Source organism: Nocardia sp. bgisy134 (assembly GCF_965341865.1).
In the GTDB taxonomy this organism is placed as follows: domain Bacteria; phylum Actinomycetota; class Actinomycetes; order Mycobacteriales; family Mycobacteriaceae; genus Nocardia.
In genome coordinates this window covers 1-23,058 of the sequence record NZ_CBDQZP010000015.1, presented here as the reverse complement: position 1 = coordinate 23,058, position 23,058 = coordinate 1, and the positions used below count along the sequence as shown (strand labels likewise).

21 protein-coding genes and 2 pseudogenes are annotated in these 23,058 nt (G+C 66.4%); 16 read left to right on the top strand and 7 right to left on the bottom strand.

What is annotated here, in order from left to right:
- Nucleotides 1-6: 6 nt before the first annotated feature.
- The 4 genes from ACRWNM_RS24640 (at nucleotide 7) to ACRWNM_RS24625 (ending at nucleotide 5,037) form a co-directional block, all read left to right on the top strand.
- On the top strand, nucleotides 7-3,075 hold the full coding sequence (locus ACRWNM_RS24640; protein WP_431970454.1) for a DUF6519 domain-containing protein: 3,069 nt from the start codon (nucleotides 7-9) through the stop codon (nucleotides 3,073-3,075).
- A 260-nt stretch (nucleotides 3,076-3,335) separates the two neighbouring features.
- Nucleotides 3,336-3,728 (top strand): hypothetical protein, encoded by a 393-nt coding sequence (locus ACRWNM_RS24635; RefSeq protein WP_431970453.1) that lies wholly within the window; start codon nucleotides 3,336-3,338, stop codon nucleotides 3,726-3,728.
- 180 nt (nucleotides 3,729-3,908) lie between these two features.
- Complete coding sequence (locus tag ACRWNM_RS24630; RefSeq protein ID WP_431970452.1) at nucleotides 3,909-4,034, top strand: hypothetical protein; 126 nt, start codon at nucleotides 3,909-3,911, stop codon at nucleotides 4,032-4,034.
- A 442-nt stretch (nucleotides 4,035-4,476) separates the two neighbouring features.
- Nucleotides 4,477-5,037 (top strand): choice-of-anchor K domain-containing protein, encoded by a 561-nt coding sequence (locus tag ACRWNM_RS24625; RefSeq protein WP_431970451.1) that lies wholly within the window; start codon nucleotides 4,477-4,479, stop codon nucleotides 5,035-5,037.
- Nucleotides 5,038-5,109: 72 nt separating this feature from the next.
- Here the strand turns inward: ACRWNM_RS24625 and ACRWNM_RS24620 are convergent, their stop codons facing one another.
- Together ACRWNM_RS24620 and ACRWNM_RS24615 are read right to left on the bottom strand one after the other, a co-directional pair.
- Complete coding sequence (locus ACRWNM_RS24620; protein ID WP_431970450.1) at nucleotides 5,110-6,294, bottom strand: zinc-dependent alcohol dehydrogenase family protein; 1,185 nt, start codon at nucleotides 6,292-6,294, stop codon at nucleotides 5,110-5,112.
- Between the two features lie 294 nt (nucleotides 6,295-6,588).
- Nucleotides 6,589-6,750 (bottom strand): hypothetical protein, encoded by a 162-nt coding sequence (locus ACRWNM_RS24615; RefSeq protein WP_431970449.1) that lies wholly within the window; start codon nucleotides 6,748-6,750, stop codon nucleotides 6,589-6,591.
- Between the two features lie 33 nt (nucleotides 6,751-6,783).
- Between ACRWNM_RS24615 and ACRWNM_RS24610 the strand changes: the two genes are divergently transcribed.
- The gene (locus ACRWNM_RS24610; RefSeq protein WP_431970448.1) at nucleotides 6,784-7,464 is read left to right on the top strand and encodes a hypothetical protein; all 681 of its coding nucleotides are present in this window, start codon (nucleotides 6,784-6,786) and stop codon (nucleotides 7,462-7,464) included.
- 276 nt (nucleotides 7,465-7,740) lie between these two features.
- On the top strand, nucleotides 7,741-8,358 hold the full coding sequence (locus tag ACRWNM_RS24605) for an SGNH/GDSL hydrolase family protein (RefSeq protein ID WP_431970447.1): 618 nt from the start codon (nucleotides 7,741-7,743) through the stop codon (nucleotides 8,356-8,358).
- Nucleotides 8,359-8,519: 161 nt separating this feature from the next.
- Here ACRWNM_RS24605 and ACRWNM_RS24600 read toward each other — a convergent pair whose 3' ends face one another.
- Nucleotides 8,520-9,482: an NADP-dependent oxidoreductase gene (locus ACRWNM_RS24600; RefSeq protein WP_431970446.1), complete on the bottom strand. Its 963-nt coding sequence runs from the start codon at nucleotides 9,480-9,482 to the stop codon at nucleotides 8,520-8,522.
- Nucleotides 9,483-9,551: 69 nt separating this feature from the next.
- On the opposite strand from ACRWNM_RS24600, the gene ACRWNM_RS24595 reads away from it, so the two are divergent.
- The 6 genes and pseudogenes from ACRWNM_RS24595 to ACRWNM_RS24570 all read left to right on the top strand — a co-directional run bounded on the left by ACRWNM_RS24595 (nucleotide 9,552) and on the right by ACRWNM_RS24570 (nucleotide 16,120).
- A complete protein-coding gene (locus tag ACRWNM_RS24595; protein ID WP_431970445.1) occupies nucleotides 9,552-10,562 on the top strand; it encodes a GlxA family transcriptional regulator in 1,011 nt (336 codons plus the stop codon).
- Nucleotides 10,563-10,628: 66 nt separating this feature from the next.
- Nucleotides 10,629-10,751: pseudogene (locus ACRWNM_RS24590) on the top strand (zinc-binding dehydrogenase); the annotation flags it as partial.
- Nucleotides 10,752-11,384: 633 nt separating this feature from the next.
- A complete protein-coding gene (locus ACRWNM_RS24585) occupies nucleotides 11,385-12,098 on the top strand; it encodes a type 1 glutamine amidotransferase domain-containing protein (RefSeq protein ID WP_431970444.1) in 714 nt (237 codons plus the stop codon).
- Nucleotides 12,099-12,292: 194 nt separating this feature from the next.
- Nucleotides 12,293-13,246 (top strand): alpha/beta hydrolase, encoded by a 954-nt coding sequence (locus tag ACRWNM_RS24580; RefSeq protein WP_431970443.1) that lies wholly within the window; start codon nucleotides 12,293-12,295, stop codon nucleotides 13,244-13,246.
- 35 nt (nucleotides 13,247-13,281) lie between these two features.
- Nucleotides 13,282-14,274, top strand: a complete 993-nt coding sequence (locus ACRWNM_RS24575; protein WP_431970442.1) for an NAD(P)H-quinone oxidoreductase — start codon at nucleotides 13,282-13,284, stop codon at nucleotides 14,272-14,274.
- Nucleotides 14,275-14,554: 280 nt separating this feature from the next.
- Nucleotides 14,555-16,120 (top strand): acyl--CoA ligase family protein, encoded by a 1,566-nt coding sequence (locus ACRWNM_RS24570; protein ID WP_431970441.1) that lies wholly within the window; start codon nucleotides 14,555-14,557, stop codon nucleotides 16,118-16,120.
- A gap of 6 nt (nucleotides 16,121-16,126) precedes the next feature.
- On the opposite strand, the gene ACRWNM_RS24565 is transcribed toward ACRWNM_RS24570, so the two are convergent.
- Nucleotides 16,127-16,708 (bottom strand): TetR/AcrR family transcriptional regulator, encoded by a 582-nt coding sequence (locus ACRWNM_RS24565; RefSeq protein WP_431970440.1) that lies wholly within the window; start codon nucleotides 16,706-16,708, stop codon nucleotides 16,127-16,129.
- A gap of 95 nt (nucleotides 16,709-16,803) precedes the next feature.
- Nucleotides 16,804-17,112, bottom strand: a complete 309-nt coding sequence (locus ACRWNM_RS24560; RefSeq protein ID WP_431970623.1) for an ArsR/SmtB family transcription factor — start codon at nucleotides 17,110-17,112, stop codon at nucleotides 16,804-16,806.
- A gap of 163 nt (nucleotides 17,113-17,275) precedes the next feature.
- On the opposite strand from ACRWNM_RS24560, the pseudogene ACRWNM_RS24555 reads away from it, so the two are divergent.
- The 4 genes and pseudogenes from ACRWNM_RS24555 to ACRWNM_RS24540 all read left to right on the top strand — a co-directional run.
- Nucleotides 17,276-17,938 (top strand): annotated as a pseudogene (locus ACRWNM_RS24555) (energy-coupling factor ABC transporter permease); the annotation flags it as partial.
- 12 nt (nucleotides 17,939-17,950) lie between these two features.
- Nucleotides 17,951-18,337: a PDGLE domain-containing protein gene (locus ACRWNM_RS24550; RefSeq protein WP_431970622.1), complete on the top strand. Its 387-nt coding sequence runs from the start codon at nucleotides 17,951-17,953 to the stop codon at nucleotides 18,335-18,337.
- Nucleotides 18,338-19,099 (top strand): cobalt ECF transporter T component CbiQ, encoded by a 762-nt coding sequence (gene cbiQ / locus ACRWNM_RS24545; protein WP_431970439.1) that lies wholly within the window; start codon nucleotides 18,338-18,340, stop codon nucleotides 19,097-19,099.
- On the top strand, nucleotides 19,096-19,815 hold the full coding sequence (locus tag ACRWNM_RS24540) for an energy-coupling factor ABC transporter ATP-binding protein (RefSeq protein ID WP_431970438.1): 720 nt from the start codon (nucleotides 19,096-19,098) through the stop codon (nucleotides 19,813-19,815). The genes cbiQ and ACRWNM_RS24540 overlap by 4 nt, the downstream gene beginning before the upstream one ends.
- A gap of 224 nt (nucleotides 19,816-20,039) precedes the next feature.
- On the opposite strand, the gene ACRWNM_RS24535 is transcribed toward ACRWNM_RS24540, so the two are convergent.
- The gene (locus ACRWNM_RS24535) at nucleotides 20,040-21,638 is read right to left on the bottom strand and encodes an HD domain-containing phosphohydrolase (RefSeq protein WP_431970437.1); all 1,599 of its coding nucleotides are present in this window, start codon (nucleotides 21,636-21,638) and stop codon (nucleotides 20,040-20,042) included.
- 97 nt (nucleotides 21,639-21,735) lie between these two features.
- Nucleotides 21,736-23,058, bottom strand: a 1,323-nt coding sequence (locus ACRWNM_RS24530; RefSeq protein WP_431970436.1) for a tetratricopeptide repeat protein, incomplete at its 5' end; no start/stop codon positions are given.

The following is a 23,058-nucleotide window of genomic DNA, read 5'->3' as shown; positions in this document are numbered from 1 at the left end:
GGTGCCATGGCCGCGGACGTGAGCCGAGTGCGCATGGACGCGCTGCGCGATCACTCAGGCGTCGGGCTCCAGCAGGGCAGAGTGCTGCCCGACAGCGACCTCAACGAACTCGGCGACATCCTCGATCGCCGGTTGCGCGCCCAGGTCGCCGACCAACGAGCGAACAACGTTGCCCAGGTATCGAAACTGACACCCGGCGCATTCGAGATCACCGCCGAGGACGGCAGCCTGAAGATCGGGCGCGGGCGGATGTATGTCGACGGACTGCTGGCCGAGAATCATGGCGATCCGCACCACGCGGTATTCGACGGAGTACTAGCTGAACCCACTTTCGACGGTTCAGTGGACTATCCCGCGCAACCTTACCTGCCGGTGCCAGACCCACTGCCCGGTGGAGACGGAACACATCTGGCATACCTGGATGTGTGGCAGCGCGAACTTACCTACCTCAATGCGCCGCATCTCGTCGAGTCGGCGATCGGCGTCGACACCACGACACGGACCCAAACGGTTTGGCAGGTACGCCTACTCGCGGACGTCGGCGAAGCAGCCACCTGCAATGGTCCGATCGAAAATTGGGAGGAGCTGGTCGCCCCCTCCGGTGCCCGCCTCACGACCGGCACGGTTCCGGTCGATCCGGTCGATGACCCGGTCTGCGAGCTACCCCCGACCGGGGGCTATCGCGGGCTCGAAAACCATCTGTATCGAGTCGAATTGCACGGGATCGGCGCCGAGGGCGAGCCGCAGTTCAAATGGTCCCGAGACAATGCGAGCATCGCCAGCCCCGTCGTCGAGCTGATCTCCGAAAGCTCTTTGCGCCTCTCGCAATTGGGTCACGACGACTTCATTCGGTTCGCTGACAACGACTGGGTCGAAATCCTCGACGACAACCGTGAACTCAGCCGTCGTACTGGCGAATTGCGGCAGATTTCGGTCGACCAGGCAAGTGGCACGATCTCGTTCGACACTCCACTGCCAGCGGATTTGGGACCGTCAGAGAACGAGAACGCCACGGGCCGTCACCTGCGGATTGTGCTGTGGAATGGCGTCCGCGAACTTCCTGACCCGCACACCGCCGTCGAGCTCGAGCACGGAATCACCGTCGAGTTCGGCGACGATGCCGGGCGACCAGGTGACTACTGGGTATTCGCAGCCCGGACGGCAGACCAATCCGTCGAACAGCTCACGGTAGCTCCGCCGCGCGGTATCCACCATCACTACGCCCGGCTCGCACTGATCTCACCAGGCGCAGTACGGGATTGTCGACCATCCGATCCGACACCCTCCGCGGGCTGCCCGTGCGAGATCTGTGTGACCCCAACGGAACACAACAGCGACACGTTTACCATCCAGCAAGCGATCGAACGCGCAACGAACGGCGCCACCATCACACTGTGTCCCGGTGAGTACCTACTGAGAGAGCCGCTCTTGCTGGAGCGAGTACGGTCGATCGTGCTTCGCGGGCCCGGCGCCATTTTGACCGCCGGCGGTACGGCGATCGAGGTCAAAGAAGCGCTCGACATCACCGTCACCGGGATGTTGATCGTCGTCTCGGGAACCGACCCGGCCGTGGTCCTGCAGGACTGCGGAAAAACCACACTCGACAACGTCTTCATCGACTGTAGGCAGAGTGCGCGACAGGTCGGAATCGCGCTCGCCGGCGGGCAATGGATCACCACGCTACGGCGGAACCTCATCTTCGCCGATACCGGAATCGAAGGAGTTACCGAACCGCCCCGGGCAGAGACGAACGGACTGCGAATCGAGGACAACACGATCGAGTGTCAACCGCCCGGCGTCGCCAGAGACGACGATATCGTCCGGTGCGGTATTACCCTCAGTGCGCCCGGGGGGCACCGCGGCGAGCTGCGAATCACCAACAACGTGGTGACGGGCACGGACGCCGCCGGTATCGCCGCCACCGGGCTGCTCGTCCACGGCCCTACCGAACCGGTTGATGGCGTCCTCACTATCACGGGCAACGTGATCGAAACCGTCGCCGGGGTAGGCATACGCACTGCGGCGCGGGCGGTGATCACCGACAACGAGATCACCTCCAACCAAGGAGTGCCTGATCAACATGGAATACACATCGAGCTTGCGCATGAGCAGGAGGTCTCCGGCCATGTGCAGATAGTCGGCAATCGCGCAATCGGCGTCGGTGGCTTCGGAATCCTGGTCGATGCACCAGTAGCTAGCCTGCTGGTGAAGCGGAATGTGGTACAGAACGCAGGCGGCGGGATCGTGGTGCGCCACAGCGGACGTCAGGAGCACATCTGCATCGATAACAACCAGATCCTGGACCTGAGCAATCACCACACGGCCGCTTTTGACGGCGGCGCCGACTTCGTATTGGGTATCGCGGTCCTGGACTCTGCTACTGGCGCGGGCGTCGTGAATGTTATCGGCAACGTGATCAACGGCGTCCCCGCACAAGCTCCTCTCGCCAGCGGTACTAGCGCAGCTTTCGGCGTATGGGTCGTGCTCGCCGATGTGGTGCGGGTCAGCGGCAATACAATCCTGCACGTCGGCGGTCTGGCTCTGCCGGCGTTCGGCATCTTCATCGGATCGACAGCCACCGAGGTGGCGATAGCCGACAACATGGTCCGCCCTCGTGCTGAGGAGGATGGTCGTCGAGAAGCATTCTGGAAGGCACTCGGCGTCGGAGGCACCGCAGAAGGAGAGCCGGCTACTCCCGCGACTGTGCGTGTGGAGGGCAATAGTTTCTACGGAGGTGGCGTAGAGGCGGCTGCGATTATCTCGACCGTTGGTTCCGACGCAATAGTGTCGACGAATCGGTTCGTCCAGCCGCGCCCACCTACCGCCAACGACGCCAAGCGAGCTCTCGAGCTGCAGGCTCGACGCGCGGTGGTACAGGGAAACATGGCGGTCGGCGGGGCGCAATTGCCTGTTTTCGATGAGCCAGCCATGCTATTCACCATGAACGACGATGCCTTGGTAGCCGTCGGCAATATGACAACGCCCGGAGGTATCCGGATTCGAAACAACCCGACTGATCCGCCTCCGTATAGGGGGCTCGACGAAGTTTGGTCGGCTGTTAATCGAGTCGTATGACGAGCTCACTTCGGCACACGCTTGCCCGACGGTGGACGCAGCATTCACTTACTGCGCCATCGGCAGTATCGGTGCCGATATCTTGTTCGTGATGTTCGGCCGATCCCGTGCTTGCACTGTGAAACGAACCTTGGGCTGGGACACCGATCCAGATCGGGATCACCGAGAGGCAGACCCGGAGACCCATTGCCGCGGACGGATGCTCGGAGTGTTACTGGATGCGATGGCGTCGGTAGGCGGCGTCAGTTTCGAGGCCTCGAATGAACGACAGGACTAGGACGACTGTAGCGCTGGTCGCATGCTCAGGAATCATCGGCGACCTGATCCGCAGCTGTTTACAGGCTCGTGCCGATCTGACGGTCGTCGAGGCCGTCCCAGCGCGGGATCTGGAAGAGCTGTCACATCAATTGCGTCGCATTGCGCCTGATGTGGTGGTGTTGCAGCTCGATGATAGGGTTCTCGACCGCAGTCCCGAATTGATCGGCGCGGCCGGTGGACTCCCCGTCATCGCGATAACCGACGACGGGCGAGGCAGTACGCTATGGCGGCTACTGCCGCATCGCATCCCTCTTGGAGCGCAGTCCATCGGAACTCTCGTCGACACGATTCATGCCGTCACAGCGAAGCCCGGGGAAACCCGACCGCACCAGTGAGTCCAACTTGGACAACGATTTCGAGGCGCGACTTCGCGTGCCCGGCTCGCATAGGACATCCTGAACATATGGTCCAGTTTCGCAATCGTCAGGCGGGAGGGCGGACTGACGATACTGCTCGACGACCTGACCACCCGTATCGGGCGGTGCAATGTAGGGCTGCTGCGCTTGGGTTGCGATATGAAGATCGGTGAGATCTCGTTTCTCGAAGAGGAAGCCGATCACATCTGGGACGGGGTCTATCCGCCCGACCCGGACTTTCCGGGCTTGGTCGAGGTAGCGCCTGCGGAAGCGCTTTGGCAGTGACGCCGAGGATTGCGTACATCAGGCGAAAGCCGGGGGTGAAGCGCAGGGCGAGGGTTCCTCCAGCGCGTCGATCCTGGAGAGGTGATCCGCGGCCCAGTTGTCACCGAATGCTCCGTAGCTGCCACCTACGATGCTGCTGACGTGGCGCAGTCGTTGCGGATCGATGAGGCGGCTGCCGCGAGTGCCCACGGACCACCCTCCGGCCATCCGGTCACTCCGAAGTCGTTGCACCCCAATGCATCGGCAATGACGAGCGAAGCCTGAGCAGGCAATGATCGCGGCCCAGTGCTTGGTTGGTATCCCGGTTCCGTTGCCGCTCAACAGAGTTCACGTTCAATCGGAGCCATTTCGCTGACAGGGACGCCACCCCGAAGGGACGATGGAGTCGAGGGATGGATAGGCGGATCGTTCGGTGGAATCCAGAACAAGGAGCACATCTGTCATGGGGAAAGTCAGCACCAAAGGCGAATGGACGCGCGTCAGCGTAGAAGAGTCCCAGTTCCAGGGCCTGAGACAACCTGGCGTCAGGTCCAGCACCGGCATCAGATCGAGCCTCAGATGGGGCGGCCTCGAGGACGAGGAGAAGAGCGGCTACGACTTCACGGGCTTGACCGACGTCGAGGCGCGCCTCGACGGCAAGGATTTCAATCTGGGCATCTTCACCCACTACAACCGTCGAATCCACCTGAAACACGACCAGTTCTGGGTGTATCTCGAGGTCACCGTGGACTTCCAGGACGAGGGGTTCGACCACACCTTCACGCTGCGTTTCCGCCATGACGAGACGCCGAACCAGCCCGGGGACGTACCGGATGCGGTCAAACTGCCGCTGGTCCACGAGAACGACATCGTGCCCATCGACGATGACGACTACAAGGTGACGATCACCGGTTTCCTGGATGACACCGGGCAGGTGAAGCCGCAGTTCACCAACCCAGAGGGCAGGAACAAGCGAGTCTGGCTCGTTGCCCGCTTCGAGCGGATAACCGAACCGGGCTCCTGACACCCGCAGTGCTGGTCGCGGCGTGTGGCGTTGTGTGCGCTCGTGGCGCGCCGCACCAGGCCGCCGGATTCTTCACGGCACGGTGATGACGACTTTGCCGAAGGGGTCGCCCTCGGTGAAGTGGCGGAAGGCGTCGACGGCCCGGTCGAACGGAAAGACCTGATCGATCACCGGCCGCGCACCGTGCTCGGCGATCGCCCGATTCATGGCCTCGAAGTCGGTGCGGCTGCCGACCGCCACCCTCCGGATGGCCAGGTACTTTCCGCCCAGTGGATCGGCCGAGGGTTGCCCGGCCGGTCCGGGGAATGCGCCGATGAGTGTCACTTGTGCGTTGTAGGCCGCGGCGGCAAGGGATTTCGGCAGGGTCAGCGGGCCGACCGCGTCGATCACGTGGTCTGCGCCCAGACCATCGGTGAGGTCGAGCACTGCTTGTTCCCAGTCCGGTGTGCGGGTGCGGTCCACGATCTCGTCGGCGCCGAGCCGGCGCAGCCGCTCCGCCTTCTCGGCGGAGGAAGTGATCGACACGACGCGCGCCCCCAGCATTGTGGCGTGCTGCACGGCGAACAGTCCGACAACTCCGGAACCGACGGTCAGAACCGTCTGCCCGGCGCCGACCGGCACCGGCTTGGTGAGCCCCGCCCAGGCAACCAATCCGGCACAGGTGAGCGTGGCGGCCTCGGCGTCGGTCAGATGGCCAGGCACGTGCACGACCGAATCCTCCTCCAGCACTATGTGTTCGGCCAGCCAGCCATCGTGGTTGGCGCCGTACTGCCGCCACGACAGCGCCTGTGTCTGCGGGCCGTCGATCCAGCCCAGGAAGTAGGTGCCGGTGACCCGGTCTCCCACCGCGGCCCGAGTCACCCCGTTGCCGAGCGCGATCACCTCGCCCACACCGGAGGCCAACGGCACCACCCCCGGTTCGGCAGGCACCGGATACGTGCCTTCCATGAGCATGATGTCGCGGCGATCGATCGAGGCGGCGCGCACCCGCACCACGACCTGGTGCGGGCCGGGTCGCGGGATCGTTCGCGTCCGTGCGGTCAGTCCGTCCCGGCTGCGCATCGGTTCCAGTTGGTAGGCAAGTGAATTCATGATCTGCTGATCCCGGACCTCTTCGGGCGCATCGGTCAGCACTTGGGCGCTGCCCACTGCCCGCAGCTCCGCGACGTGCCTGCGACGGGCCTGCGGATCGGTTTCGTTCCACGCGGCCTGTTCGGTCGAGTTCGCGAGTGCACTGTCGTCGAGTCGATTGCTCATGGTGCTCGAGTCTGGTCGGCGCACGAACACCTGGCGATTCCCTCCAGGGAATGATCGACGCGGTGGCGCGCTGGGGGAATCGCAGCACCGCGCACCCGCCCGCACAGTGGAAGTGCACCTTCCCTGACTTCGCATCGACGAGGTTTCCATGTTTCCATGGCAGGGCGTCCAGGCAGCCTGAAATGGCCGTGAAACGATGTGCTCGCGGAAATACCCTGGGCCGCCTACGGACAGGTCGGCTGAGAAGGGGCGAACCGTCGAGGTCGAGCCGATGCGGCCAAGGCCCGTTAGAGGCTACGAACCGAGGGTGCGATAGCCCGGGTGCACGCCCGGGGTCAGTTCCCTTGTCTCGACCAACTTGTCCAGCAGGTTCGCCAGCTGCTCGTACTCATCGTCGGTCAGCCCGGCGAACAGGTCGTGCTCGTGGGTGAGGGCGACGCGGGCGATCTGTCCCATCACAGAACGATTCACTGTAGAGAATGGATAGTCATGGCCATCGCTGCCGCATCCTCCGTCACAAACCCTGCCCGGCCATTCGAACCACCGCTCGGACCACTCGCCGCAGCGGCCGTCGGACTCTTTCTCGCCGGACTTGTCGCCGGTACCGTTCGCGCCGGTGGCGCCCCCTTTCCGTCACCCTTCGCCGATGCCGAAGACGCGCTCGCCTACTTTCGTGAGCACTCCGCCGCGGTGCGGACGGGCGCGGCGTTGCAGTACGCGAGCGCGATCCCGCTGTCGCTGTTCGTGGCGGCTGCTGTCGGCCGGCTGCGCCGCTCCACCGACGGGTTCGGCGCATCGCTCACCGCTGTCGGTGGCACGCTCGCGGCGGCGTTCCTGCTCTGCTCCGGTGTGATCAGCTGGGTGCTGACCGTGCCGGAGGTGAACGCCGATCCGACCACGGTGCGCGCACTGCACACCCTCGCCTTCCTGTCCGGCGGACCGGCCGATGTGATGGCCTCCGGCGTGCTGACAGCGGGCATCGCGCTGGGCGCGTCGTCGGGAAAACTGCTGGGGCCTTGGCTGATTCGGATCGGGTTGGGAATCGCCTTGCTGGCGATGCTCACCACCGTCTCGCTGACCTTCACCGCGGCCGCGGTCGTGCTGCCCATCGCCCGCTTCAGCGGCATGGCGTGGCTGATCGTCGCCGGATTCCGGCTGCCCCGCCCGTAACCGCTGACCACGCCGACCCATTCGGTCGGTATTTCGTTTCATCCGAGGATCATCAGGAGTTTTCGTGAACACCGAACTCGTCGCCAAACTGGTTCGCTTCCAAAAGCCCGAACTGTCGCTGCCGTATCTGAACGGCATCGACGAGGCTCGCATCGCCGCCCTGTTCGGGCTGGAACCCGACGAATACCGTTCGCTCCGAGACGATCTGGACAGCAGGCGCGTGCCGCCGCGGCGGAGCTGCTCACCGAACCGCAGATTGTCGCGCAGGTGGAGCGGTTGCCGTTTGCGCCGGGCTCGCGGGTCGTCGCGCTCGGGGAGAGCAGCACCGCGGATCGGCTGTCCTGGTTCGAGATCCTGCGCCACCTGTTGGCACTGCACCGGCCGGGTGACGAGATCAGCTGCACGAACCTCGCCGTCGCCGGGGCCACCACCACGCAGGTTCTCGGGGGCTCCGGATCGTGGGGTTTCCTGCGGCCGGACTGGGTGCTGTGCCAGCTCGGCGCGAACGACGCACAGCGATTGGGCCGGGAGGGGGAGCGAGTCGTCAGCGCCGCGGAGACGGCGCGCAATGTCGAGCTGCTGCGCGGGCAGGCGCGAGATTCGCGGTGGGTGTGGCTCACGCCGACCGCTGTGGACGAGCAGCTGCTGGCCGAGTTCGCACCGTTCCGGATGTCCGGGATCAGCTGGCGCGTAAAGGATCACGAGGAGACCGCGGCGGCGCTGCTGGAGCGGCCCGAGGCAACGATCGACACCCTCGCCGTCACCAGGCCGACACCGGAGCAGTCCTTGTTCGAACCGGACGGCGTGCATCTCACCCTGGCAGGTCAGGTCGCGGTGGTGCGAGTCGCGCTGGCCGGACTGTCCGGGCTGCATTTACGGTCGGTGCTCTCGTAGGTATCCCTCTTCGGGCGAGGGGGGCGAGCCGGGCGAGTTCGGGTGAGGGGAGGGCGAGCCGGGCGAGCGGGCTTTATCGGCCCGGCACCGCCCACCCGGCTCGCCACCCGGGATATGGCGCCGACCGATCCATCTCAGGCATCGGCCTTCGCCCCCGGCGGTCAGGGCACGGTGAGGACGAGTTTGCCGACGGTGCGGCCGGTGTCACCGAGGGCGTGTGCCTTGGCGGCCTCCGCGAGCGGGAAGGCATCGGCGACGGTGGGGCGCAGGGTGCCTGCCGCGGCCATGTCGGCGAGAGCTCGCATCCCGGCGTGATCGGCCTCGACCAACATGACAACCGCTCGAACCGAGAACTTTTCGGCTGCGGCCGACAGCTGGGCGGCGTCGCACGGGAGCAGCGACACCGCGATGCCGCCGGGACGCACCGTGCGCAAAGACTTCAGGACGCTCTCCATGCCGAGCGGGTCCACGACGGCATCGACATCGCGTACCGCTGTGGTGAAATCGGTGGTGCGGTAGTCGATCACCTCGTCGACGCCGAGCTCGCGCAAGTAGGGATGATTCGGTGCGCTCGCGGTCCCGATGACGTGGGCGCCGCGAGCCTTGGCGATCTGCACCGCGAAATGCCCGACGCCGCCTGCCGCGGCGTGGATCAGAACGCGTTGCCCGGCTTGGATATCCGCGGTATCGACGAGTGCCTGGTAGGCGGTCAGTGCGGCCAGCGGGATGGCGGCGGCCTCGACATGGGTCAGACTGCTCGGCTTCCTGGCGAATGCGCGAGCCGGACCGGTGACGTACTCCGCGGCGGCGCCGTGCCCGTACGGATACGGCAACATGCCGAAGACCTCGTCACCCGGTGCGAACAATGTCACGCCGTAGCCGGTGGCGACCACTTCACCCGCGACGTCCCAGCCCAGCACGAACGGTGGTGCGGGCAGGAACAGGCCGCCGATGGCCCGATGCTTCCAGTCGGTCGGGTTGAGAGCGGTGGCGCGCACGCGGATGAGGATCTCGCTGGGGCCCGGCTGTGGCACCGGCAGCTCGACCTCGTGCAGCGCCTCGGGTCCGCCGAGGACGTCCTGGCTGATCGCACGCATGGTGGCGGGGACATCAAAGTTGCTCATGGCTCGAGCTTGCCGTCAGCCGACGTGCGGCGAAATGGCATGATCGCCAATGTTCGATAGGATCGTGCCATGGTGAGTGGGAGACCACATCGGGTGGTCGTGTTGGCGCTCGACGGCGTGTATCCGTTCGAACTCGGGATCCCGAACCGCGTGTTCGGGGTCGCCGATGGTCGCTACGAGATACTCACCTGCTCGATCGACGGCTCCCCGGTGCGCAGCCAGGCCGACTTCGTCATCGCCGTCCAGCGGGACGCAGCGATACTGGAAACGGCTGAGACGGTGGTGATTCCGCCGTGCGATATCGCGCCGTATCTCGCCGGTGAACCGCCGCAATCGGTGTCCGATGCGCTGGCTCGAATTCGACCGGGCGCCAGGATCGTTTCGCTGTGTACCGCGGCGGCCGTGCTGGCGGCTACCGGCAGGCTGGCCGGTCGGTCTGCCACCACACACTGGAACTCGACCGCCGATTTCCGTCGCGCCTTCCCGCAGGTTCGGCTCGATCCGAATGTGCTCTACGTCGATGACGGCGACATCCTCACCTCCGCCGGCGCCACCGCCGGTATCGATCTGTGTCTGCACCTGGTGCGTGCTGATCACGGCAGCGAGGTCGCGAACATGGCTGCCCGTCGCTGCGTGGTGCCGCCGTGGCGGGAGGGTGGCCAAGCCCAGTTCATCGAACAGCCGGTGCCGCCGACGACGTCCACGGGAACCGCGGCGGCCCGGCAGTGGGCGCTGACCCGTCTGCACCTCCCGCTGATGCTGGCCGACCTGGCAGAACAAGCCAGCATGAGCCACCGCACGTTCGCACGCCGCTTCCGCGACGAGGTGGGTGTCAGTCCCGGCCGGTGGCTGATTCAGCAGCGCGTCTTCCGTGCCCGCGAACTACTCGAGGCCACTGACCTGTCTGTCGACCGCATCGCTTCCGAGGTCGGCTTCGCTACCGGCGCTTCCTTGCGCCAACACTTGCACGAGGCGATCGGTGTCTCGCCCAGGACCTATCGCCGCAACTTCCGCGCGTCGGCGGGTTCGTCCGGGCAATCTGCCACGGCGCGAGCGGAACCCGGCTCCGGTCATCGGTGACCGAGAGGTCATTTGCCTCCGTCGCGGATGATCAGGAGTTCACGGTCGCGCCGGCGGGCGTCGTCGATTTCCGACGGAACAGTCGTGCCGGTCGTTTCTGCCGAGGTCCCGATCACCGATGTCGCCGAGGCGCATCCGCTGCTGGACTCCGCCGAGACCGTCGGCAAGGTAGTGCTCACGATTCGCTAGTACCGAACATGCTCTTCCCGAGAGCTGTTCAGGTGGGGTGAGAGGCGAGTAGGGCGTCCGCGCTCGTCGGACTCGCTGAATCATCGGCACGGCAAGCTTTCTCGGCGTCGTTGGTTCGGAAGGGTATTTCGAAATACGGCCGGGGAGAGGGGCTTCTGGTCGTATTTGCTGTGCAAATCGGTTGGGTCCTGTGTTCGAAGTCCGAGCTTCTGTATCAAGTATGTAATTTTCAGCTCAGCCCACCCGCTGAATATCGAGCTGGACGTATTCGGTGCGAAGCTGAGACGCAACCTGGAAAGTGGATGGTGCCGAGCCTCGCGGCGACTGTGGAGCGTGGCTCGCGTCAGGTCATCCACCTGCGAGGACGAGGTGATCGTAGTGCACTTCAGCACTGCGCTGGCCGGGGCGAAGACCCTGCATTTCATCGCGATTTCGGGCGCGACGCCTTGGTATTTCGCGGGTGCGACCGAAAGGCCTAGTCTATTCGGCTGCCGCGTGCAAAGGTATCAGTTGGACGACTGCCGTCAACGGCACGAGTCTGCCTGATGTGGCGTCGGGCGGTCACAAGTTTTCGTGCGGATCGAACCGCCCGGTGCCGTATCCGTCTCCCGTGACTGCATCAGGAGGAAGAAAATGACGAAGGTTCTTTTCGTGATCTCGGCGGCGGACCGCTGGACGCTGAACGATGGTTCGGTGCATCCGTCGGGTTACTGGGCCGAGGAGGTTGCGGTGCCGCACCGGATCTTCTCCGAGGCGGGCTGGGATATCACCGTCGCGACCCCGGGTGGCAAGGCTCCGACGCTCGATCAGCTCAGCCTCGGCATCGCCGGCGGGATGCCGTGGAGGCGTGGTGCGGTGAAGCACTACCTGGACGGCATCGAGGCTGTCCTCGCCACGCCGGTGACGCTCGATTCCGTCGATCCGGATGCGTTCGATCTGGTGTTCTATCCCGGCGGCCACGGCCCTATGGAGGACCTCGCCTACGACGAGACCTCCGGCGCGCTGCTGGCCAACCGGCTGGCATCCGGCAAGCCCCTCGCGCTGCTGTGCCATGCGCCCGCGGCGATCCTGGCCGCGACCAAGCCTGACGGCACCTCACCGTTCGCCGGGTACCAGATGACCGGGCTGTCCAACCGGGAGGAACTGCTCAACCGGTTCGCGAGGAAGGCGCCGTGGCTGCTGGAGGACCGGTTGAAGGAGGCGGGTGTCGAGTACTCCAAGGCGCGGATTCCGTTGCGGCCGTACATCGTTGTCGACAGGAACCTGTATACGGGGCAGAACCCGCAGTCCTCGGAGAAGCTGGCCGAGCGGCTCGTCGCCGACGTCGGTGCACGGTCCTCGAAGTGAGTCTCTCGCACATCGTCGATGCCCGCAGCACGCCCTCGGGTCCGCGCTCGCTGCCAAGGACTCCGTGACCCGAAGGGCCACCTGATGCAGGGCCGCATCCGCCATTCGGCCCTCGAACAACGGCGCGTGGCGCTCGATCCTGAGTCACACCAGAACAGCCGGAAGCAGGAACGCCAGAACCGAAGGAGAGTGCGATGACCGAAATCAAGCCGGTGCTCGAACCCGAGGCGACCGAGTTCGCGAAGGCTACCGACACGCCGCCGTTTCTGTTCCAGTTGCCGCCGGCCGAAGGCCGCAAGACGGTCGACGAGGTGCAGTCGGGTGAGATCGACAAGCCGGCGATAGACGAGGAATGGGTCACCGCCGAGGGCGGACCGACCGGCACGGTGAAAGTCCGCGTCGTCAAGCCCGCCGGCGCCACCGGGTCGCTTCCGGTCATCTTCTACATTCACGGAGCGGGCTGGGTGTTCGGCAATGCGCACACCCACGACCGGCTGGTCCGTGAGCTCGCGGTCGGCGCCGATGCGGCCGTCGTGTTCCCGGAGTACGACTTGTCCCCGGAAGCGAAGTATCCGACCGCGATCGAGCAGAACTACGCCGCCGCGCAGTGGGTGTTCGCCCACGGCGCCGAGAAGGGGCTCGACTCCTCGCGGTTCGCGGCGGCCGGAGATTCGGTGGGCGGCAACATGACGGCCGTTCTCACCTTGATGGCGAAGGATCGCGGCGACGTCGAGATCAAGCAGCAGGTGCTCTTCTACCCGGTCACCGACGCCAACTTCGACACACCGTCCTATCACCAGTTCGCCGAGCACTACTTCCTCGCCCGAGAGGGCATGAAGTGGTTCTGGGACCAGTACACGGAGAACGACGCGCAGCGCGACGAGATCTACGCGTCCCCGCTGCGTGCCTCGACCGAGCAGTTGAAGGGCTTGCCGCCGGCGCTGGTGATCACCGGCGAGGCCGATGTCCTGCGCGACGAGGGCGAGGCGTATGCGGCCAAGCTCCGTGCGGCCGGTGTTCCGGTCACCCAGGTGCGGTTCGGCGGCATCATCCACGACTTCGTGATGCTGAACGCCCTGCGCTCGACCCATGCCGCGAACGCGGCCATCAAGCTGGCGCAGGACACCCTGCGTACGGCACTGCACTGAACCCATCGGGCCCGCCCGCTATCGGAAGGAGGCGAATGTTCGCGGTGACACTCGACGGTTTCGGCGGTCCGGAGGTCATGCAATGGGCTCGGGTGGACGACCTGCCCGCGCCCGGCCCGGGGGAGGTGGCGGTCGATGTGGTGGCCGCTGGGGTGAACCGTGCCGACGTCATGCAACGCAGCGGCTTCTATCCGCCGCCGCCCGGAGCCAGCGAGATCCTCGGCCTCGAGGTTTCGGGTGTCGTCGCCGAGGTCGGCGCCGGCGTGCAGGAGTGGCGGCCCGGTGATGAGGTGTGCGCGCTGTTGGCCGGCGGTGGCTACACCGAACGGGTCAACGTGCCCGCCACCCAGTTGCTGCCGAAACCCGACGGGGTGAGCCTCACTGCGGCGGCGGCGCTGCCCGAAGCGGCCGCCACCGTGTGGTCGAATGTGGTGATGACCGCTGGGCTGCGCAGTGGACAGGTGTTGCTGATTCACGGCGGAGGGAGTGGGATCGGCACGCACGCGATTCAGGTCGGCCGGGCGCTGGGTGCGCGCGTGGCGGTGACCGCGGGATCGCGGTTCAAGCTGGAGCGCTGCCGGGAGCTGGGGGCGAACACACTGATCAACTACCGGGACGAGGATTTCGTGGCCGTGGTGACCGGCGAGTACGGGGGCGCGGACGTGATTCTCGACATCATGGGCGCCGGCTATCTACAGCGAAATGTGGAGGCGTTGGCCGAGGGCGGCGACCTGACGATCATCGGGCTGCAGGACGGGGCCGTTGCCGAGCTGAATCTTGGTGTGCTGCTGGGCAAACGGGGCTCGATCCACGTGACGAACCTGCGCCGCCGTCCCGAGCGCGGGCCCGGGTCCAAGGCCGACATCATCGCCGAGTTGTGCGAGCGGCTGTGGCCGTTGATCTCCGAGGGAACCGTCACGCCGGTTGTCGCCGCCGAAGTGCCGATCGCCGATGTCGCCGAGGCGCACCCGCTGCTGGACTCCGCCGAGTCCATCGGCAAGGTGGTGCTCATTGTTCGCGAGTCCTGACGCGGGCTTACGTCGTCGGCCCCGTCGAAGCTTTCGGCTTCGACACGCTTCGTCACGGCCGAAATCGGACTCGCGCCCGCCTGAATTCCGCATCGACGCCGATGCTCGCCCGGGGGCGGCCGATAGATCTTCCGCTCATGGCAACTAGCTATTAGCGGGATATGTCAACTCGATCCAGATATTCAAGACGATTCGTGCAAATAGGCTACTAACCATTAGCCGCCTCCACTACGCTGTCGGTCGTTACCGTCGCCGCAGCTGTATCCGAGGAGGCCGATCCATGGCGCTGGATCTCGATCGTTTGTCCTACGAGCCGTTGACGCCGGTCGCGTTCCTGGACCGGGCTGCCGACGCACACGGCGACCGGGTAGCGGTGATCGATGGTCCTCGGCAGTGGACCTACGCGCAGCTGCGCGACCGGTGCAGCCGACTCGCCGGTGCGCTCGCGCCGCTGGCCGATGGGCGACCGGTCGCCGTCTTGGCTCCCAATACGCATGTGCTGCTGGAGGCTCACTTCGGTGTTCCATGGGCGGGCGTTCCGCTGGTCGCTCTGAACACTCGCCTCGCAGGCGCCGAGATCGCTTACGTGATCGAGCACGCGAAAGCGTCTGTCCTAGTGGTCGATCCGGTGTATCGAGACCTTGTCGACGATGCGTTGGCGCGGATGAGCGCGCCGCCCGTCGTGGTGACTGTGGGTGAGCAGTACGAGCGCATGATCGCCGAAGCCGAACCGACGGTCCTCGTGCCGTCCGATGAGCGATCGCTACTGTCGATCAACTACACCTCGGGCACGACCGGGAAGCCGAAGGGCGTGATGTATCACCATCGCGGCGCGTACCTGCAGGCTCTGGCGATGGTCGGTCATACCGGTTTGTCTCCGTCGTCGGTGTATCTGTGGACCTTGCCGATGTTCCATTGCAACGGATGGTGTTTCCCGTGGGCTGTCACGGCAGCCGGTGGTACCCACGTTTGCCTGCCGAAGGTGGATCCGGCCGAGGTGTGGCGACTGATCGGGGAGAAGGGCGTCACGCATTTGAACGGTGCGCCGACCGTGCTTTCTATGCTCGCCTACGCGCCCCAGGCGCATCCGGTGACACCGTCGGTGCGGGTGGCGACCGGAGGCGCGCCGCCGAGTCCGGCGATTCTGCGCAGGATGGGGGAGCTCGGATTCGACGTCACCCACTTGTATGGACTGACAGAAACATTCGGGCCTGCGATGATCTGCGACTGGCGTCCGGAATGGAACGGACTGGACGATGCCGCGCAGGCGCGACTGAAGGCACGCCAAGGGGTCGGCAACCTGATCTCGTGCCGCGCCAGGGTGATCGGCGCCTCGGGCTCCGATGTCCCCTCCGACGGTAAGTCGGTAGGCGAGATCGCACTGCGCGGCAACAATCTGATGCTCGGATACCTCGATGACGACGAGGCGACCCGTACGGCCGTGCCCGATGGTTGGTTCCGCACCGGCGACCTGGGGGTCGTCCACCCCGACGGGTACGTCGAACTTCAGGATCGAAGCAAGGACGTCATCATCTCCGGCGGGGAGAACATCGCCTCCGTCGAGGTCGAACAGGTGCTGGCCGACCATCCGGCGGTGCTGGAGGCCGCGGTGATAGCTGTGCCCGACGAGCGTTGGGGCGAGGTTCCCGCCGCGTACGTGGCGTTGAAGGAGGGCGCGACGGCGACGGAGGGCGAACTGATCGAGTTCGTACGGCAGCATCTGGCGAGGTTCAAGGCACCCAAGACCGTGACGTTCGGCCCGCTGCCGAGGACGTCCACGGGGAAGGTGCAGAAGTACGTGCTGCGGGATGCGGCGTGGGCGAGGGCGGACAGGCGAATCCGGTGAGCACGGTCAGGCGGCGCCGACCAGCCGCAGCGCGAAATCGACGTACTGCCAGACGATTTCGTTCTCGTTGAACTCGGCATCCTCGCGAAACCAGGTGGCGACACCCATGCCGAGGTCGAGGATCGCGTACGAGGCGATCCGCTCCGAGGCCACCTGGAACCGGCCCGCGGCGACGCCATCGGCGATGAGGGACCGGAAGTTGCGCTCGTACTCCGAGCGTCGGGACAAGACCGCCGACAGATACGGCTCGGTCAAGCTGCGGATCTCGCGGTTGCCTGCGAAAGCCTCCAATCGATGGCGTGCGTGATAACGAACGTGCGCCTCGACCGCTCGGCGCAGCCTTTCGGTCGGGTCGCTGGTGCCCGACACCGCCCGTTGGTGCTCGGTGAGCAGGGCATCCATGGTGCCGATCATGATGTCCGCCAGGAGTTCCTGCTTGGACGTGACGTGCTTGTAGAGGCTCGGACCCCGGATCCCGACCCGGGCTCCGATCTCACTCATCGAGGTGGCCTCGTACCCCTGCACCACGAACAACTCCAGGGCTGCTCTGCGGATCGCGGTGCTGCGCGCAGTCGCCGTCCCGTTCATCGAATGCTCCCTTCGGCATGCGGCTATCGCATATTAGCCACCGCTCGCCGCTTCTACCGGAAGGGGCCTGTGCCGCTCCAGCCTGGCCGCCGCTGTCAGAGCGGACTGGGCTCGGGGGCGTGAGGTGCGCCGATCCAGTGCAGGAGCTGATGGATCGTTTCGTCGGCGAGGCGGTACCGAACGATTCGGCCGCTCTTGGATGCGGTGACCCAGCCCTGATAACGCAACAGGCGCAGGGCATGGGACGCGGCGGTGGCCGTCATGCCGACGGCGGCCGCGAGCTCGGTCACGCTCTGATCGGGGGTGTGGTGCAGGCACACCAGCAGCCGGAGCCGATTGGCGTCGGAGAGGAGGTCGAACCGATGGGCCCAGTGTTCGATACCCGCGACATCCAGGCCAGGCACTGGGAGCCGGGCGTGTTCGGGGTTCTTCGGGGAGCTCGAGGCCACTGTTCTACTCTGCCGTTCTCTCCTTGCCGGGGCCAGTCGTCGCCAATGCTCACATATCTGTCCACTTGTACATATATTGCGCGTATCGTATCGGGGGGTGAGCCTCACCACGTCCGCCATGCATATGAGTGACGGCATTGTCGACGCACCCACCTCTGTGTTGTTCGCAGTGATCGCCGTCGCGGGCTTGGGATTCGCGACGTGGCGCGCCCGTGCGAAGCTGGACGAGCGTGCCGCTCCGATGGCAGGTCTGGTGGCCGCGTTCATCTTCGCGGTGCAAATGGTGAATTTCCCGATCCTGCCAGGCGTGAGCGGGCATCTCTTGGGCGGGGCGCTCGCCGCGATCCTCGTCGGGCCATACGTGGGGGCGCTGTGTGTGGCGATCGTGCTCGTTGTCCAAGCGCTGCTGTTCGCCGACGGCGGGCTGACTGCACTGGGTACGAACATCACGAACATGGCGTTGATCGGGGTGGCCGTCGGATACTTCGTCGCGCGTCGTTCGCTGCCCCTTGTGCCGTCGCGCGGCGGGATCGGTGCCGTCGCCTTCGTCGCCGCAGTGGCCGGAACCATCGTCGCCGCAATGGGTTTCGTCTTCGAGTACGCGATAGGTGGGGCCGCGGGGTCGACCGTCGGGGCGGTCGCCTGGTACATGCTGGTCACGCACACGCTGATCGGCATCGGCGAAGGCCTCATCACCGCGATCACCGTCGTCGCCGTCGTCAATGCCCGGCCCGACCTCGTGTACCTACTGCGTGCCACCGAACGGACCGCGACGCCGCGCGTCGCGCTCTCGATGAACGGATTCCTGTTCGGTTTCGCCGCCGTCGCGGTGCTCGTCGCGGGCCTGCTGTCCTACGTGGCGAGTTCGCAGCCCGACGGACTCGATGCCACGACGCAGCGCGGCTGCACCGTGGTCGAGGTCGACGGAACCGAGGAATTGCACGGCGAATGCATCGCGCAGAACGCGGACAGTCACGCGATGGCGGATTGGCCGCTGGCCGACTACACGATCGACGGCAACGACCGGTTGACCGGCATCGCGGGCGTTCTCGGGGTGGCCGCCGCCTTCGCCGCACTGTTCGCGATCGTGCGCATCATCCGCGCTGGTCGATCGGATCGCCCACGGGCCGAGCGGGTTTCGGAGTCCGAAAGCGCATCGCCCGAATCGGAGTCGACCTAGGTGTCCACAGTCAGCCACCGGCTGCACTTGCCCGGCAGTTCGCCGGTGCATCGGACTCCGGCCGAAGTGAAGATCGTCTGCGCCGTGATCACGGTCTTCGCCGTGGTCGCGACGCCACGAGAGATGTTCTGGCCATTCGCTGTCTACGCGGCCGGATTGATCGTGATCTGGCGCATCGCGCGCATCCCACCGCGGTGGATCGCGCCGCGTCTGCTCATCGAGTTGCCCTTTGTCGTGCTGGCGCTGCTGCTGCCGTTCGCGGCAGGCGAACCCAGAACGACACTGCTCGGGCTGTCGCTGTCGACGACTGGCCTCTACGCCGCCTGGGGGATAATCGCGAAAGGAACAATCGGGGTGGGGATTTCGCTGACCGTGGCGGCGACGACCAGCGTTCGTGACCTGCCGGGCGGGCTGAGCAGGCTACACGTGCCCGGCATGATCGTCACGATCGTGGTGCTGATGCTGCGGTACGTGGACGTGATCACCGACGAGGCGGCACGCATGCGCCTGGCACGGGTCTCGCGCGGAGACGACCCGCGGACGATTCGTCAGATCGGCGCGACAGCACGCGGCGTCGGTAGCCTGTTCCTGCGATCCTACGAACGAGGAGAACGGGTCCACTTGGCCATGCTCTCGCGCGGATTCACCGGCACCATCGTGGATTTCGGCACACCCACCGCCACCCGCGGGCAATGGCTCGTCGCCTGCGTTCCCGCATTGGCGGCAGTCGGAGTCTGCGTCGCCGCGTGGGCCGTCCGATGAACGAGTCCGCGGCGCCCGCCGTACGCCTCGTCGACCTAGCTTTCGCATATCCGGACGGGACCGCCGCGCTCGATGGGCTGAACCTCGACATCGCCGCAGGCGAGCGAGTCGCGGTTCTGGGGCCCAACGGCGCGGGCAAGTCCACACTGATGCTGCATCTCAACGGTGTCCTGACCGCGAATTCGGGAGAGGTGCACATCGGCGGAACTCACCTGGACCGCAACACCGTTCGCGCCATCCGCCAACGCGTCGGTGTCGTGTTCCAGGACCCCGACGACCAACTGTTCATGCCGACGGTCGAACAAGACGTCGCGTTCGGACCGAGCAATTTCGGTGCGCGCGGCGAACACCTCACCGAGAGCGTGCGTTTCGCGCTCGCCGCGGTCGGCATGTCGGACCGGGCCGATCGTTCCCCGACGCGGCTGTCGCTCGGCGAACGCCGCCGCGCCGCGCTCGCCACCGTCCTGGCCTGCCGCCCCGAAGTACTCGTCCTCGACGAACCGGCCGCCAACCTGGACCCAGTGGCCCGCCGCGAACTCGCCGACATCCTGCTGTCCCTGCCGACCACACTCGTCCTGGTGACCCACGACCTGCCCTACGCCCAGCGCATCTGCGACCGCGCGGTGATCCTCGACAGCGGACGCATCGTCGCGGACGGCCCCATCGACGAGATCCTGGGCGACACCGACCTTCTCGCCGCCCACCGCCTCAGCTGACCCCACAGCGGACCGATCCCGGATCGTGCGCCAACACGCCGCCGAACCTCCCCATCCGCCACCTACACTGCGACGATGGCAGCAAGTGACGCACCCGATCTGTTCGGAAAAGTCGTGTGGTTCAACAGGAATGCGCCGCTCGACCCAGCCTGGGGCGAATGACTTCTCGGCATTCCTCTCGCGGTCCCACCCGGGCCGCAGCGGACGAGCACCGAGCGCCCGGTTCAATCGGGTAGCAGGCCGTGCTCCATGGCGAAGACGGCCGCACCCGCGCGTGTGCGGCGGCCGGTCTTGTCGTAGATGTGCGCGAGGTGATGTCCCACCGTGCGCTCGGACAACACCAGTTCCGCCGCGATCAGTCGGTTCGACAGGCCACGTGCGGCGAGCCGCAGCACTTCGACCTCGCGTTCGGTGAGGCCGCAGGGGAATTCGGTACGCGGCTTGCGCAGACCCGCCGCCTCCACCACCGCGGCGCAGGCGGCCGTGTCCAGCCTGCCCGTGGTCGCCTCGGCGACGAGCATCTGCGCGGCGTCGTCGGGAGAGAAGGCGGGCCGATGCGGTCGCGGCTCGGTCAGCGCCGCGAAAACGTCTGCGGCGGCGAGGATTCGGGCCGATTTCGACAGGTCGTGACTGCCGACGCCGCGGTGGTAGCCGCTGCCGTCGAGACGTTCGTGGTGGCCCGCCGCGATCTCACGCAGATCGGCCAGGCCCGGACACCGTTGCAGCACCCGGTCGGTCCAATACGTGTGCAGCCGAACGCGTTCCCAGTCACCGGGACCGAGCGGTCCGGGGCGATCCCAGATCGCGGAGGACACCGCCGCCCGGCCGATGTCGTGCACCAGCGCCGCGGCGCGGAGGGTGTCGAGATCGCCCGCACCCATCCCGGACAACCTGGCCGCGCCGCACGCGAGATCGGCCACGTGCGCCGAATGCCCCAGCAGCCAGCGACCTTTCAGGTCGACCACGATGGCGAGCGCGAGGCACAGCTCCAGCCGTTCGGCAGGCCGGATGTACAGCGGAATCCCCGGCTCGGCGTGCATGACCGCGGCCAGCACGTCCGGAACGTCGAGGCAGTCCCACACCTCGTCGGCGGCGAACGAGTCCACTACCTCCGGGTCGAGATGCCCGCCCGCGCGGCGCCGTAGCTCGTCCACCGCACCGCGGCGTCCCCGGCCCATCGCGGCGAGGACCGCCTGCTCGGCGACGTGCACGATGCGCCCCGCCAGCGAGATCTCCTCTCCCCGAAGCCGTTCGGGCGCGCCGAGACCGTCCCAGCGTTCCTTGACCTCGGTCAGCGCGACCACGGCCGCGTCCGGCAGCCCGAGCCGCGGTCCGAGCGCTCGGCTGACCTCGCACACCGAGCGGACCGCCGCGGATTTCTGCGCGGGCGTCGTCGTGGCGAACCGCTCCCGGACCAGCGGCTGGACCCCGGGAGCCCAGGAGCCGAACTGCTCGAGCTGCGCGGCGAAGACCGGTGCGTCGCTGCTGTCGATCACGTGGTAGGCCCGCTGGAAAGCTATGTCGTCGGCGAACGCCTCGGCGTTCTCCGACGCTCGGCTGGTGCACCCGACCGCACCGAGCAGGGCGGCATGGAAGACGATGCGCCGGTCGGCCTGATCGAGACCGATCCGCTCCGCGAGCGCGGTCGCCAGCAGGCAGGTTGCCAGTCCCTTCTCGAACGGCGCTCCGGTCGCTAGGTCAGTGGTCAGTGACAGAGCGGCCAGGACTTCGGTGACCCGGATGGACGCGGCTGGTACACCGCCCGAGCGAGCTGATCCCCGGTACTCGTTTCCGGTGTCGAGACGGGGGGAGGAGTCGGACACCCTCCTACCGTATCGCGGGCCGGATCAGCCCGAATCACATCGACAGTGGCCCGCGTCGATCCGGCGGACCGGTCGACGCGGGCGTGTCCCTATCGATTCATCGGGCGCCGAGCGCGTCGAGGGCCTGTCGGGCCCGCGGAGTGTGCAAGGGCGAGAAGTACGGGTTCGTCCGCAATGCATCGGACAGTGCGGCGGCGGCCTGATCGGCCTCGCCCAGCGCCGCGAGGATCATGCCGCGATGGTAGGCGAGAGTGGCGCTGCGCCAGCCCAGCGATGCCGCTCGGTCGGCGTAGACGATCGCTTCGGCATCACGCCCCGCCTTGTGCAGCGACCAGGCGAGCACATCGGAGGTGATGACGCTCTGCCTGCGGCCGAACTCCAGCTGCGCCAGCCGCACCGCCTCGGCCGGGTCACCGTGTTCCGCGGCGAGTTGAGCGGCGTCCACGTACTCGGTGGCTCCCTGCTCTTCGAGCCTGCGGAACTGGTCGGAGACCTCCCGATACCGGACGGCTGCCTCGTCGGGCCTGCCCGCGGCCTCCAACAACTCGCCGAACTCGATCAAGTACTCCGGCAGTGGCGCGCGGTCGGTCAGTGCCGTGTACTCGGCGATGGCCCGGTCGAGATCGCCGCGGGCGGCGTACGTCTTGGCCATGCCCTGTTGCAGCGCCGCGTTCGCCGGGTTCGCCAGAAGACCGGAGCGGTAATGGCTTTCGGCCTCATCGAGGTTTCCGGTGTGGAACGCGAGCTCGCCGAGGTGGTAGCGGCAGAAAGCGATCTGGTCGGCGGTGTTCGCCGCGTCGAGCGCCATCTGCAGCGCCTGCCGGGCCTCGTCGGTGCGACCGCGCAGTTCGAGGTCGTAGGCGGCGCGGGTGAACGACGGAACGCCGGGACGCAGGTCGAGCATCCGCTGCACGGCCGCGCTCGCGGCGTCGGCCTCGCCGAGTTGGGTCAGCGCATCGATCAGGACGCCGTAGACGTCCGCACTGTCCGGTCGCAGCGCGAGAGCTTGTTCTGCGTAGCCGCGCGCGGCGATGAAGTCGTGCCGGGCGTTGGCGAGCGCACCGAGTCCGGTCAGCGCTTCGGCATTGCCTTCGGGCTTCAGCTCCAGCGATCGATCCAGCGCCCGCTGCGCCTGGCCATAGTTCTCGGGATCGCCGGTCACTCGGGCCAGCTCGACATAGGCTGCGCCGAGTCCGGCCCAGCCGATCGCGTTGCCGGGCACTCGATCGAGCTGTTGCTGCGTCTGGGTGATCTGTGCGGCCAACGGGCCGCTGGGGTCGGTGGTGACGGGCTGCGCGGCCGGGGAGTCGTCGGGCAGCGCCGCGGTGACTCCCAGCGCGGCGGCGATCGTGGCGGCCAGGACGAACAGGATGAGCAAAGGTCTACGGAGGGTGCGGGAAACAAGTTCGGACATCACGAG